Raw genomic sequence first — 14,941 nt, 5'->3', positions numbered from 1 at the left:
CTTAATGAGTGCTTAAATAAGCAGCTACACCATCTCTGTCTGCATTCATGGCATCTTTACCTTCTTCCCAGTTGGCTGGACAAACTTCTCCTTTTTCCTGTACATGCGTATACGCATCTATCAGTCTTAGGTACTCTGCAACATTTCTTCCTAAAGGCATGTCATTCACACTTTCATGAAATATTTTACCTTCCTCATCAATTAGATAAGTCGCTCTGTAAGTAACATAAGAACCATCAATCATAACATTTCCTGTTGCCTCGTCATAGGACTCAGAAACGATGTCCAGAATTCCTAATTGCGAAGAAAGATTACGGTTTGTGTCTGCTAATAAAGGGAAAGTAACACCTTCTATTCCTCCATTTTCTTTTGAAGTATTCAACCAGGCGAAATGCACCTCTGCAGTATCAACTGATGCTCCAATAACAATAGTGTTTCTTTTCTCAAATTCAGCAAGGGCATCCTGAAATGCTCTGATTTCTGTTGGACAAACAAAAGTAAAATCTTTCGGGTACCAAAAAAGCAATACTTTTTTACCGTTTTTTACTGCTTCGTCGTATACGTTAATTTTAAACGTATCTCCCATTTCGTTCATCGCGTCTACATCAAAATTTGGAAATTTTTTTCCTACTAATGCCATAATTTATTGTTTTTAAATTTATTATCTAATTTTTTTCTGACTGCAAAATTAAGTCAAAATGTACTTTGAATTCCAATTAAAATCATCTCAAATTTTTATACTGAAATAGATTTTACTTATACTCCTTAAAATCAATTTTCAACCGTGTAAAAAACAGTTGAAATTCAGCATGCAAAGATAAAGCAATAAGCCTATAAGATCTCTTAAATAAAGTATAAATATCCCAAAAAAAAAAGAGGCTAAAATAGCCTCTTTTCTTGTTTATTAATTTCTTATAAATGAATCACTTCGTCATAGGCATCTGCCACTGCTTCCATCACAGCCTCACTCATCGTAGGATGCGGATGAATTGCTTTTAGAACCTCATGTCCGGTTGTTTCAAGTTTTCTTCCGAGTACCGCTTCAGCGATCATGTCTGTCACGCCTGCACCTATCATATGACAGCCCAGCCACTCTCCGTATTTAGCATCGAAAATTACTTTTACAAAACCTTCTTTTGTGCCTGCGGCCGACGCTTTTCCTGAAGCCGAAAATGGAAACTTTCCAACCTTGATATCAAACCCTTTTTCTTTGGCTTGTTTTTCAGTCAATCCAACACTGGCAATCTCCGGACTTGCATAGGTACAACCAGGTATATTTCCATAATCAATTGGCTCTGGATTTAAACCGGCAATTTTTTCCACACAAGTGATTCCTTCGGCAGAAGCAACATGAGCCAGGGCAGGCCCCGGAACCACATCACCAATGGCGTAATATCCAGGCAAATTAGTCTGGTAAAAATCATTTACTAAAATCTTGTCTTTATCGGTTACAATACCAACATCCTCTAAACCAAGATCTTCTATATTGGACTTAATTCCAACTGCAGATAAAACGATGTCAGCCTCTAAACTGATTTCACCCTTTTTGGTTGTAACACTGGCTACGACTCCCTTTCCAGAAGTATCTACTTTTGTTACACTTGAACTGGTCATCACTTTGATTCCAGATTTCTTCAGTGATCTTTCAAACTGCTTTGAGATCTCTTCATCCTCAAGAGGAACAATATTTGGTAAAAATTCTACAATGGTCACCTCTGTACCCATAGAATTATAAAAATATGCAAATTCAACACCAATAGCTCCCGAACCAACAATGATCATTTTCTTTGGTTGTTTTGGCAACACCATTGCCTGTCTGTAACCTATCACCTTTTTACCGTCCATTGGCAAAAATGGTAATTCTCTTGACCTCGCTCCTGTGGCAATTACTAAATGATCGGCACTGTATTCAACTACTTTACCTGCTGCATCTGTAACATCAACCTTCTTACCTGTTTTGATTTTTCCAAAACCTTCTATAATATCAATTTTATTCTTCTTCATTAAAAACTGAACACCTTTGCTCATTCCTTCGGCCACACCACGGCTCCTTTTGACTACTGCAGAAAAATCTTTGTCAATCTCTTTGGCCTTTAAACCATAACTATCAACATGTTTCAGATACTCATACACCTGAGCACTTTTCAACAGGGCTTTTGTAGGAATACAACCCCAATTCAGGCAAACGCCTCCTAATTCAGCTTTTTCTACTACGGCTACTTTAAAACCTAATTGAGAAGCTCTAATTGCGGTAACATATCCACCAGGTCCGCTTCCAATGACAATAATATCGTATTTCATATGTTCAAAATATTTTGTTTCTATTTTTGAGTCAATCAGTTCTAACAACTGACTGAATTTCGGAATGCAAATTTAATCAAATTTTATTGCTTTTACAGGACTAATTTTACTTACAATAAATGAAGGTACAATTAACATCAAAATACAAAGACTTAAGGTACCAACATTGATCCATATTAAAGCTGGCATACTGATATACACCGGCGCCTGATTTACATAATATGTCTCTGGATCCAAAGCAATTATTCCTGTAAACTTCTGTACAAACAACAATCCGATCCCTATGATGTTCCCCCATAGCAATCCCTTCCCAATCAAAAAAGCTGCATTGTAAAGAAATATTTTACGAATACTCCAATTGTTGTTACCCAGCGCCTTTAAGATACCGATCATCTGCGTTCTTTCAAGAATCAAAACCAAAAGTGCGGTGATCATATTGATGCCTGCTATCAATATCATAATGCCAATAATTACGATGATATTGGTATCAAACAGACTCAACCATTCAAAAATTGAGGGAAATTTTTCCTGTATGGTATAAGCATTTAATGAAGGGTCAATTTCTTCATACACCTTAAAACCTGTTTCGTTCAGTTGGTCAAATTCATGGATAAACAACTCAAATCCACCTACCTGATCCGAACTCCATTTATTGATTCGCTGTATATGTCTGATATCGCCTATGATAAAGGTCTCATCAAATTCCTCAAAACCTGAATCAAAAATGCCGCTCACCACAAACTTTCTGGAATTCGGTGCCTTGTTAGGATCATCTTTCACAAAAAACATGTGAAACTCATCCTTCAGTTCAAGATTCAAACGTGCCGCAGTCTTTGAAGAGATTAGTACCTGATTCGAAACTTTTGTTTCAAAAACGGGAGGGGCACCAACTTTGATATATTCCTCAAAGAACGACCAATCATAATCCGCATCCACCCCTTTTAAAATGATTCCTTCAAATTCGTTTGGCGTTCTTATAATCCCGGCTTTGGTAGCAAAAGCCTGTACTTTTTTTACATTTGGCACCGATTTGAACGCTGGATAAAAATCCTGTTGCTTTAAAATAGGGCTGACCGTAATTTTTGAATTGTTTCCGTCGTAATGACTAATCTGAATATCTCCGTTAAAACCAGATATTTTCTCCTTGATCTTTTTTTGCAGACCAACACCGGTGGCCACAGAAAAAAGCATGACTATAATTCCGATGGCAATCGCGAGAATTGAAATTTTTATTATAGGCGACGAAACACTATTTTTGTGCTCCTTAGAGGCAATAATTCGCCTGGCTATAAATAACTCGTAATTCAATTGATATGAAAAGATTAATTCGGTCCAAAAATACATATTTAATTTTAGTAACTGAATTAATCGTTTTCCTTTTTATAGTAGGTTCTTTTCATGGTCATAGCACCGAAAACCTGGATTCAATTCTGAGAGATGGACGCAAAGAACAACTTGATTCCACGCAGTTGAGAATCGTTCCTGCAGCAGATTTGCTCAACAGCTATTTACCGCTATTAAGTGATAAAAACATAGCGGTGGTAGCGAACCAGACCAGCATGGTGAGTCGAGGTTGGACACTTGAAAAGAATCAACAAACACACCTTATAGACACACTTTTAAGTCATAACATTTCTATATCAAAAGTATTTGCACCTGAACATGGTTTCCGAGGCAAAGAGGATGCCGGACAAAAGGTGGCCAATGACAAGGATGTAAAAACAGGTTTACCCATTCTTTCTTTGTACGGAGCCAATAAGAAACCTCAAAAAGAACAGCTGGAAGGCATTGAACTGGTCTTGTTTGACATTCAGGACGTAGGTGTTCGATTCTACACCTATATATCCACCTTAAGCTTGGTGATGGAAGCCTGTGCTGAACAAAACATCCCACTCATCGTTCTTGACAGACCGAACCCTAACGGACATTATATAGATGGTCCGATGCTGGAGGCTGCCCATAGCTCATTTGTTGGCATGCATGAAGTACCATTGGTATATGGAATGACCATAGGGGAATATGCAACGATGGTCAATGGAGAAGGCTGGCTTAAAGACAGTGTGACATGTGATCTTACAATCATTAAAAGTTTGAACTACAGCCATGAAAGGGCTTATAGTTTAGCCGTCAGGCCTTCACCGAACCTGCCCAATGATCACTCCATTAACCTATACCCCAGTCTGGGCTTTTTTGAAGGTACGATCATCAATGCAGGCAGAGGAACCGAATTTCAATTTCAACGATATGGAGCGCCCTTTTTTCCAAAATCTGACCTGGTCTATATTCCGGAGGCTAATTTTGGTTCAAAACATCCTAAATTTAAAGGTGAAGTATGCCATGGAGTCGACTTAAGTGAAACCGATCATTTAGCAGCTATTGATATTGGATGGTTGATTGACGCCTATGAAAAAACGCCTAAAGACAAGAGTTTTTTTGGTAAGACGTTTACAATTCATGCTGGAAATGAACAACTTCAACAGCAAATCGAAGCTGGGATGAGCGTTGATGAGATTCATAAATCCTGGCAGGCTGGCATTGAAAAATTCAAGTTAATAAGAGAACAATATCTTTTATATCCTTAGATCTGAGGAATTAATTTTTGATCATTCAGGTTTAAAGCGGCAATTTTGTTTTTAAGGTTTCCACAATATTAAAGACGGCCGGGCACACTTCTGTATTTTTTAAGGTGAGGTCAGTAAGTTGTATAAATTTTTTTCTGTTTGTATGGGGGTATTCACTGCAGGCTTTCGGTCGTACGTCATAAATAAAACAAGAATTATCCTGATCTAAAAAAGCACATGGTGCTGTTTTTAACACCATAAAATCATCACCATCTCGTTGTAAATAGTGATCAACAAACTTATTCTCCTTCATTTTCAGGAATTTCGCAATCCTGCTGATATCTTTTTCAGTAAAAATAGGACTTGTTGTTTTACAGCAATTAGCACAGGACAAACAATCTGTTCTTTCAAACTCTTCATCATGAATTTCATTCATCAAAAGATCAAGCCTTTTACGCTGCTTTTTTTTTAGTTTGGCAAAATACTTTTTATTCTCAAGCCACTTTTCTTTCGCCTTTTCGGGCAATTCCTCAATTATTTTCTCCATTTCTATTCTTCCTTGAATCAAATGTACTATATCTTATCCATTATCAATTGAAAATAATTATTTTTGCGGCTTAAAACAAAGATGATCGTGGTTCAACATATGCTTTACTCTGCTGCCAAAGACGGAATAAAATCCCTTTATGACATTGAAATTGAAAAGATTGAATTTCAAGAAACCAGAAAAGACTTTGAGGGAGACATTACCATTGTGGTATTCCCTCTTTTAAAATTCATCAAAGGAAATCCCGCCCAGATTGCAGAAAACATTGGTAAATACCTACAAGAGAATTCAGCCATTGTTGTTGAATTCAATGTGGTAAAGGGTTTTTTGAACCTGGTAATCAGTGACGCCTACTATCTTTCTTTTTTCAATGATATCAATAATTTTGAGAATTTCGGTTCAGTGACCGATAAGGAAGGCGCCATAATGGTTGAATACTCTTCTCCCAACACCAATAAACCCTTACATCTTGGACATATTCGAAATAATTTATTGGGTTTCTCTGTAGCAGAGATTCTTGGTGCAGCGGGAAAAAAAGTATACAAAACCCAGATCATCAATGACAGAGGCATCCATATTTGCAAGAGTATGGTAGCCTGGCAAAAATTCGGAAATGGCGAAACACCGGAAAGCACAGGTTTAAAAGGCGATAAACTGGTAGGAAACTACTATGTTATTTTTGACAAAGAATATAAGAAAGAAATTGAGACCTTGGTTGGTCAGGGAGTTGAAGAAGATGAAGCCAAAAAACAAGCTCCTATTTTGCTTGAGGCCCAGGAGATGTTGAGACGCTGGGAAGCAGGCGACAAGGAAGTAGTCTCCTTGTGGAAACAAATGAATGAATGGGTTTACAAAGGCTTTGATGAAAGTTATAAGGCTCTTGGTGTGGACTTTGACAAAAACTACTATGAAAGTGATACCTATTTATTAGGAAAGGAATTTGTCGCAGACGGACTGGAACAGGGAATCTTTTATAAAAAAGAAGACGGCTCCGTTTGGATCGACCTGACCGAAGATGGCCTGGACGAGAAAATTGTATTAAGAGCAGACGGTACAGCGGTTTATATGACACAGGATATAGGAACAGCCATTCAACGAATTAATGATTTTCCAGACATTGACGGCTTGGTCTATACAGTAGGAAATGAGCAGGATTACCACTTTAAAGTGCTGTTTTTGATTCTTAAAAAAATGGGCTTTGACTGGGCTCAGAATCTACACCATCTTTCTTACGGGATGGTTGACCTTCCTGAGGGTAAAATGAAATCTAGAGAAGGTACTGTTGTTGATGCCGATGATTTGATGAAGGAAATGACGAAGACCGCAGGTGATATTTCGCAGGATCTTGGGAAACTGGAAGGCTATAGCGATCAGGAAAAACAAGGTTTGTTTAAAACAATTGGCTTGGGAGCCTTAAAATACTATATCCTAAAGGTAGACCCAAAAAAAAGAATCCTTTTTGATCCAAAAGAGTCTATTGATTTTAACGGTAATACCGGACCTTTTATACAATACACCTATGCCCGAATTCAATCGATTCTGAGAAAAGCTGATTTCAAGGCAAAAAAAGAGCTACAGGTGGACCAACTGCATCCAAAAGAAAAGGAGCTGATAAAATTATTACAAACCTATCCTGAAATCATTCAAAATGCAGCTCAAAATTTAAGCCCTGCTTTGATTGCCAATTTTACTTATGAGTTGGTAAAGAGTTACAATTCTTTCTATCAGAGTGTTCCCATTTTTGGTGCTGAGAATGAGCATGAAAAAGACCTGAGAATTCAATTATCTTATGGAGTATCTGCGGTGATAAAATCCTCTTTTGCCTTGTTAGGAATCCAGGTACCGGAAAGAATGTAAGTCGAAATAATCGATGAAAATCCCTTCTATAATTTGATTAATTAAATTAAATTGGTAACTTCGTCAGCTAATTATATGTAAAAATACACTGCTTTTAGGTGTATTTTTTTGATTTAAATTATTATGAAAAAAAGAAGAATAATTTTACCCCTCATTTTATTTTTATCTTTTTATTTTGGTCAGGCACAATTAATAATGATTGACGATGAAACTGGCGAATTTCGATATGAAGATGTAGCAAGGGCAGAAGGAGTTAGTAGTTCAGAAATTAAATCCAGAGCAGCAGCCTGGCTGAAAGAGTACTATACACAAATCGATTCAGTACGTGTTGATACTGCTGGAATCAATCAGTTAAATACCTATCACTTCAAATGGACACTGATCAGAAAATCTATTGACGTAGATTTGTTTTTCGATGTTGTTATAAAGGCAAAAGACAATAGGTATAAATATGACTTTAATAATTTCAGAGTAGGTAAAATGTCGAAAGGAGATTTGCAGGCCATGCCGCTTAAAAAATACATTGACAGGTTTCCGACAGACTATCAAATTCTTATCGAAGAACCTATTGACACTGAAATTACCAAAGCTATTGCGAGTTTGAATTATTATGTCTCCAACAACAAAATGGAGGTCGAGGAAGACGACTGGTAGTTATTAAAAATAGTCAAGGGTTCGTTCCAGAGCCATTCCTCTGGAAGCTTTTATCAAAAAGGTCGTTTCTGAAAAGGAAGTATTTCTGAATTCCTTCGCAAAATCATCGAAGTTTTTGAACCTAAGTATGGCTTTATTTTCACCTTTGGTGTCTTTAAAAGCTTCCCCAATCACATAGATTTTATCAAGGCCTAAATTGCTTACCTGATCAACAATTTTTTGATGCTCTTTCATAGTATCATCTCCTATCTCAAACATATCTCCTAAAATTGCCACCTTGTGCATGTCCGATAAACTGGCAAGGTTTACAATCGCTGCATCCATACTATTGGGATTCGCATTATAAGCATCTAAAATGATCTTATTCGATCCTTTCTGAATAATCTGAGACCTATTATTATCTGGTACGAACTGCTCCAAGGCCTCTTTAATATCTGAGGGTGAAATTCCAAAATAATCCGCCATACATACGGCCGCCGCAATATTGGCAAAATTATAGGCCCCGATAAGATTGCTTTGAACCTCCACTGCATCGAATTCGATGCTTACAAACGGATCCGCTCCTTTAAATGCAACAGCGCAATCTTTAGCTCCCTGACCAAACAAAATCCTATCCATGCCTTCCGATTTATCCATCTGAATGCGATCTTCCTGATTGACAAAAACTTTCTTTCCATGCGCCAAAAGATGTCTGTACATTTCTGTCTTTCCTTTAATAACGCCTTGATAACTGCCAAAGCCTTCCAAATGCACCCTACCAAAATTGGTAATATATCCATAATCTGGCAGTGCAATCTTACAGAGTGCTTCAATTTCCAGCTGATGATTTGCCCCCATTTCTACAACACCAAAATTATGATCAGGTGTCATGGCCAATAAAGTGAGAGGCACACCAATATGATTGTTAAAATTACCTTTGGTAGCATAACAATTAAATTTTTTATTTAGCACTACATTGATCAACTCCTTGGTGGTCGTTTTACCATTACTACCCGTTAAAGCAACAATTGGAATTGCTAATTGCTGTCTGTGAAAAGTAGCCAGATCCTGAAGACATATTAAGACATCTTCCACCAAAATAAAGCGCTCATCTATTTGATATGCCTCTTCGTCAATAACGGCATAATTGGCACCATTATCAATAGCCTGCATGGCATATTTATTTCCATTGAAACTTTCTCCTTTCAAAGAAAAATAAATAGCATCTTTCACATCGTCTCTGGTGTCTTTAACAACCTTATAGCTTTTTTTATAGAGCTCGTATATTTCTTCTATTCTCATAAAGTAAATGTAAAAAAAAACTCAATATCTGTTTATGATATTGAGTTTTTAAATATGGTAACTATTGAATCTTATTTTGATTCTTTTCTTCTTCTTGAATAGGACATCTGACCCAATTTATCAGTCGCACATCTAAATCCGATGAAGTTTGTTGCCATGTATTCTGGCAAATATCTTCTCTGAGCAGGATCCAACCAAAAGGCTCTGTCTTTCCATGATCCACCTTTAAATACTCTTGTCTGGTCACTGATCAGGGTGTTTCTTGTTTTCGTATCATACTGTTGAATGATCAAACCGCTTTCTCCAATTTGTCTTGGGATTTTTGGCGAGTTATACATTCTTGGCTTCTGCTCTGACTCATCTTCATCTCTGAAAAATTGTTTGGTAGAAGCTAAATCACCATCACCATTATCAATATTATAGGCCTTTTCATAATTGTTTCTCATAAAGGCATCTCTTTTGGTCACTGGAACGTACTTCACACTACCAGGTAAATCTCTAGGTACAATTTTTCCGTTATCAAGCGTATCAAATTCGACGTTGTTATAATCTACAACTACTACATTTCCTTCTTTATCGATCTGTTTTTTATTGAAAACATTTCCTCTAAAATAACTGAAGTCATTAGCATCGTTATCAATAATTGGACGATATACATCAGCTACCCATTCGGCAACATTTCCACTCATATCATACAATCCAAAAGCATTTGGCTTGTAAGACTTAATTCTCATAGTAATATCTGCACCATCATTACTCCATCCAGCCAGACCACTATAATCTCCCTTTCCTTGTTTGAAATTGGCCATTTGGTCTCCTTTGTATCTTCTTGAATCTTCACGTGTTGAACTTCCGTTCCATGAATATTTTTTTCTACCTCGTAAAGAATTGTATTCTCTGTTTTCAATCTCAGCTTTTGCAGCATACTCCCACTCTGCCTCTGTTGGCAGTCTGAAGCGTTGTGCAAGAATACCATCTGATGTTTTTACATGACGACCTGTAAATGAACCTTCAGATTTCTTCTCTTTCGAAGAATAGTCTTTAATTCCTTTATAATAGATCGTAGAATCACCATCAAATAATAAGTTTGGATTGGTTAAATAGGTTTCTGTATCAAATCTGTTCGCTCCTTCAACATCCAAAGAATCCATATCAAAAAGTGTATGCAATACCCCTTTGTCGATCAGAATCTTTTCATTTACCCTGTCAGTTCTCCACTTGCAAAATTCAGCAGCCTGTCTCCAGGAAACCCCAACTACAGGATACTCAGCATAGGCCGGGTGTCTTAAATAGTTTTCGGTTAACAATTCGTTAAATCCTAAGGTATTTCTCCATACCAAGGTATCAGGTAATGCTGCCTGGTAAATTTTTCTGTATGTATCGTCAGATGGTGGAAATACTTTTTCCAAATATTGCAAATACAATAAGTATTCAATATTCGTTACCTCTGCTTCATCCATATAAAATGAACGCACTTGTTGTTTTACAGGAGTTGTGTTCCAATCAAACATAACGTCATCCTGAACACTTCCCATTGTAAAAGTTCCTCCTTCGATCAACACCATTCCTGGTGGTGGTCCAAGTTCTTTGTAATTGGCATTTGCCTGAAACCCACCATACTTGGGATTGTTATACTCCCAACCCGTTAAAGTGGATACACTCTTATTACTTTTAGAGCAACTTGCCAGAAGAACAGATGCTAATAATATGAGTAAAACTTTGTTACTGCTAAACTTTTTCATAATTATTGATTGACTATTTTTTAGATAAATACAAAAACGATTGTCACCGATTTTAAAAGGTCTTCACCTGATATAATTCCGGTTTCAATGCTTGTATAACGATTCTTTTATTTCTTTAGTATGTATAATGTTGTAAAATGTTTAATTTTGAACGTTTTCGAGCCCATATGTCCTTAAAAAAGTCTTCTACTTTCGTATTTATCCTTCTCCAGTGTTTTTTTGGATTCACACAAATTTCTGAATCCAAGACAATTACACTTTCCTGGGATGACCAGAGTTCTGTTCAATTTTCTGCGGAGGAAACCATTGTTTTACCCCTTGTTGAGGGTAATTTTTTCGATGAAAATAACATTCCTACCTCCACACATATATTCAACGTGCAAAACAACACAATAGTACAGCAATACCAAATAAATAATGTTAAACTTTCAACAATAAATCCATCCTTATTAAAAAATGTGAATACCGCTGCTATTCCAGCCGAGATTAGCAGTGATTTTCAGACAACAAAAATAAAGAATAAATCTGTGGCAGTTCTAAAGTTACAGGGATTGGTCAAAAGAGATGGTCTTATTCAAAAAGTAAGCTCTTTTACCCTTGAGTATGCCCTGACTTCAGAAAACGGTATGCAAAATATTTCGAAGCGTTCTCAGGTTCGTGTGGTTGCGAATTCCGTCCTGTCTGCAGGTAATTGGTTCAAATTCAAAATTGACAGTACAGGTGTTTATAAAATTGATAAAGAACTATTGGAACAAATAGGCATCAGCACCGCAAATTTAGACCCTCGTAATATCAGTATTTTTGGAAATGGTGGCAAAATGCTTCCACAATTAAACAGTCAATTTCGCTATGACGACCTTCAGGAAAACGCGATTTTTATTCAAGGTGAAGCTGATGGCGCTTTTAATGATGATGACTATATCCTGTTTTATGGTCAAGGGCCCGATTATTGGAGCATAAATAACGAACAGCCCGCATTGTCAAGACATGTTAAAAATTTATACAGCGATTTCGCTTATTATTTTATTAGCATTGATCAGGGACCCGGAAAAAGGATAACAACCGCAACTCCTGTGGAGCTTGCAGCTGATGTGCAGCTGAACACTTATCATGATTTTGTGTTTCATGAATTGGATTTACTGAACTTGTTTGCCAACGGTCAGCAATGGTTCGGTGAAGATTTTAGTTTTGAAGAGACTCAAACGCTGAATTTTGATTTTACGGATCTGAGCACAAGCGAGCCTTTACAGGTACGGGCACGTGGGGTGGCCATCTCAAGTAGTAATACTCAAATGAATATCAGCGTAAATGGTCAGGAATCATTGAATTTAAATTACTCGTTAATTGCTAATAACAGTCTTACAAAGGCTTCTACAGACGAAGATGAAGCAAGTGTTCTTTTGAATAACGAGAATATAGCGATTCAGATCAGTTATAACAATAACGGCAATCCTTCTTCGAGAGCCTATTTAGATTATATTGAGCTCATTGGGAGCAAAAAGCTGATAGCCCGTGGCAATCAATTCCGATTTCAAAATACAGAGGCATCAGATCCAAATACCACCTATGAATTTAGCATTCAAAATGCCCAAAATATTGAACAACTTTGGGACATCAGCGACCCATTAAACATCAAACGTATTGCAAACCAAGGTGATGATGCGAATTTTAGCTTTCGAAAACCTGGTGGGATGAACAAATTTATGTTATTAGGTTCAGATGATTACCTGATTCCTGAATCGATTGCATCCAACGAAATAAAAAACCAAAACCTGCACAGTCTGGCCGATATTGAATATGTAATGATCAGTCCAGACTATTTGTTATCCGAGGCTGAAAGACTGGCCACCTATCACAAGGAAGTTTCAGGTTATTCGGTAGCTGTAGTCGATTTGAATGAAATTTATAATGAATTCGGTTCAGGAAGCCCGGATCTCACAGCCATCAGAGATTTTATCAGGTATTTATATCAAGGTGGTGCTGGGAATCAGAAAAGCATTCAATATGTTTGTCTGTTCGGGGATGCTTCCTTTGATTTTAAAGATCGAATCGGGGATAATAACAATATCATCCCTGCTTTCCAATCCTTTGAGAGCTTTAACCTTGCCTCTGCCTATGTTACAGATGACTATTTTGGAATGATGGATGATAATGAAGGTAATCTGGGAAGTGCTGACATGCAGGATGTTGCCATTGGCCGCTACCCGGTGACTTCTCTCAAAGAAGCTAAGGACCTCATCGATAAGACTTTAAAATATTATGCTACTTCTTCCTTAGGAGATTGGAGAAACACCTTGAGTTTTGTAGCGGATGATCCGGATAATGCAGGCGAATTCATTTTGCAGCAGGCCCTTGATAATATAACCAAGGAAATTGAAGAAAAAAAACCCGCTTTTAACATTAAGAAGATCTACGCTGATGCACATCAACAAGAAAGTTCAGCTGGTGGAGAACTCTACCCTACGGTAAATGAGGCCATCAACAACGCGATAGAAACCGGCACTTTGTTTTTAGATTATTTCGGGCATGGTGGAGTTAATGGCTGGGCAGAGGAACGGATTTTAGAAATCCCACAGATTCAGGACTGGAACAATTATGATGCGCTTCCCTTGCTCATAACGGTAACCTGTGAGTTTGCAAGATTTGACAATCCAGCAAGACCTACCGCCGGTGAATATACTCTGTGGAATGCTCAGGGAGGAACCTCTCATTTGATATCTACTACCAGAGAGATTTTCATAAGCGTGGGTGAAGTGTTTAATCGCAACCTGATTGCCAACCTTCTGGGCTACGAAGGACAAGACTATACCATCTCTGAAGCATTGATGTATACCAAACACCAATCATTTACTTCCCAACGTTTTTTTGTGTATAGTTTTGGAGATCCGGCCATGAAAATGGCAGAAGCCAAACCACAGATTCGAATTACCAAAATGAATGATGTTGCTATAAGTCAATCCACGGATACCTTAAAAGCATTGTCAAAAATCAAACTTGAAGGTGTTATTCTGGATCAAAATCAGCAAATACTCAATGATTTTAACGGCACCTTAAGTGCCACCATTTACGACAAACCACTCGACAAAACAACGCTGGACAATGACAATCTCGGCAAGAAGATGGAATTTACCGCCATTGAAAGTAAAATCTTCAGAGGAAGAGCCAGTGTAAATGCGGGTACATTTTCCTTTGATTTTATTGTTCCTAAAGATATCCGAATTGCTTATGGAAATTCAAAGATCAGCCTATATGCTGAGAATCAGACTTCCGACAGAGCAGGTGCCGATATGAACATCATTGTGGGCGGAATTGACCCCAATGCTCCTTCTGATACGGAAGGGCCGGAAATCAGGTTGTATATGAATGATGAGTCCTTTGTTGACGGGGGAAACACCAATTCTTCTCCTGTATTGTATGCGGTCCTGGAAGATCTCTCAGGAATAAACACCTCAATTACGGCAGTTGATCATGATATCATCGCAATTTTGGATGACAATAATAACAACCCTTATGTGCTCAATGACTACTATGAAACGGAGCTAAATGACTTTCAAAAAGGAAAAGTTAAGTTCCCGTTTCGCAATCTGGACGCGGGTTTACACACAATTAAATTTAAATGTTGGGATACATACAATAATCCATCAGAATCTACGTTAAGTTTTATTGTAGTCAATGACAACGACTTAATATTAAGTAACGTATTGAATTACCCGAATCCGTTTGTTAATTACACTGAATTTTGGTTTAATCACAATAAACCAAACGAAACCCTTGAGGTACAGGTGCAAATATTTACGATTTCAGGTAAACTAGTAAAAACCCTTAACCGTTCTGTGCAATCAGACGGACTGTTATCCAGAGACATATCCTGGAATGGTCTTGATGATTTTGGCAACAAAATTGGTAAGGGTGTTTATGTATACAAGCTTCATGTTAGATCACAAATATCAAATGCGACAGCTGAGAAATTTGAGAAACTTGTCATTTTACAATAACAA

The 14,941-nt window shown here is 37.4% G+C and carries 10 protein-coding genes; 4 read left to right on the top strand and 6 right to left on the bottom strand.

Features of this window, described 5'->3' with window-relative positions; translation table 11 throughout:
- Position 1: 1 nt before the first annotated feature.
- The 3 genes from ACR2MV_RS01165 to ACR2MV_RS01155 all read right to left on the bottom strand — a co-directional run bounded on the left by ACR2MV_RS01165 (position 2) and on the right by ACR2MV_RS01155 (position 3,609).
- A complete protein-coding gene (locus ACR2MV_RS01165; RefSeq protein WP_434020039.1) occupies positions 2-640 on the bottom strand; it encodes a peroxiredoxin in 639 nt (212 codons plus the stop codon).
- A 272-nt stretch (positions 641-912) separates the two neighbouring features.
- The gene (lpdA, locus tag ACR2MV_RS01160) at positions 913-2,301 is read right to left on the bottom strand and encodes a dihydrolipoyl dehydrogenase (RefSeq protein ID WP_434020038.1); all 1,389 of its coding nucleotides are present in this window, start codon (positions 2,299-2,301) and stop codon (positions 913-915) included.
- Positions 2,302-2,373: 72 nt separating this feature from the next.
- A complete protein-coding gene (locus tag ACR2MV_RS01155; RefSeq protein ID WP_434020037.1) occupies positions 2,374-3,609 on the bottom strand; it encodes an ABC transporter permease in 1,236 nt (411 codons plus the stop codon).
- A gap of 5 nt (positions 3,610-3,614) precedes the next feature.
- Here ACR2MV_RS01155 and ACR2MV_RS01150 point away from each other — a divergent pair, with 5 nt between their 5' ends.
- Positions 3,615-4,883, top strand: coding sequence for an exo-beta-N-acetylmuramidase NamZ family protein (locus tag ACR2MV_RS01150; RefSeq protein WP_434020036.1), 1,269 nt, complete (start codon positions 3,615-3,617; stop codon positions 4,881-4,883).
- A gap of 31 nt (positions 4,884-4,914) precedes the next feature.
- Here ACR2MV_RS01150 and ACR2MV_RS01145 read toward each other — a convergent pair whose 3' ends face one another.
- Positions 4,915-5,409, bottom strand: a complete 495-nt coding sequence (locus tag ACR2MV_RS01145) for a YkgJ family cysteine cluster protein (protein WP_434020035.1) — start codon at positions 5,407-5,409, stop codon at positions 4,915-4,917.
- Positions 5,410-5,490: 81 nt separating this feature from the next.
- On the opposite strand from ACR2MV_RS01145, the gene argS reads away from it, so the two are divergent.
- A complete protein-coding gene (gene argS, locus ACR2MV_RS01140) occupies positions 5,491-7,266 on the top strand; it encodes an arginine--tRNA ligase (protein ID WP_434020034.1) in 1,776 nt (591 codons plus the stop codon).
- 123 nt (positions 7,267-7,389) lie between these two features.
- Positions 7,390-7,920, top strand: a complete 531-nt coding sequence (locus ACR2MV_RS01135; RefSeq protein WP_434020033.1) for a DUF4468 domain-containing protein — start codon at positions 7,390-7,392, stop codon at positions 7,918-7,920.
- Between the two features lie 3 nt (positions 7,921-7,923).
- On the opposite strand, the gene ACR2MV_RS01130 is transcribed toward ACR2MV_RS01135, so the two are convergent.
- Both ACR2MV_RS01130 and gldJ read right to left on the bottom strand, forming a co-directional pair.
- On the bottom strand, positions 7,924-9,201 hold the full coding sequence (locus tag ACR2MV_RS01130) for a UDP-N-acetylmuramoyl-tripeptide--D-alanyl-D-alanine ligase (RefSeq protein ID WP_434020032.1): 1,278 nt from the start codon (positions 9,199-9,201) through the stop codon (positions 7,924-7,926).
- Positions 9,202-9,272: 71 nt separating this feature from the next.
- The gene (gene gldJ / locus ACR2MV_RS01125; protein WP_434020031.1) at positions 9,273-10,943 is read right to left on the bottom strand and encodes a gliding motility lipoprotein GldJ; all 1,671 of its coding nucleotides are present in this window, start codon (positions 10,941-10,943) and stop codon (positions 9,273-9,275) included.
- 137 nt (positions 10,944-11,080) lie between these two features.
- Between gldJ and porU the strand changes: the two genes are divergently transcribed.
- Complete coding sequence (porU, locus tag ACR2MV_RS01120; RefSeq protein ID WP_434020030.1) at positions 11,081-14,938, top strand: type IX secretion system sortase PorU; 3,858 nt, start codon at positions 11,081-11,083, stop codon at positions 14,936-14,938.
- The last annotated feature ends 3 nt before the right edge of the window (positions 14,939-14,941 follow it).

It is taken from the genome of Lutimonas sp., from assembly GCF_051011215.1.
Lineage (GTDB): Bacteria > Bacteroidota > Bacteroidia > Flavobacteriales > Flavobacteriaceae > Lutimonas.
Note: the sequence above shows the minus strand (reverse complement) of the source record. Positions and strands in the feature narration are given on the sequence as shown.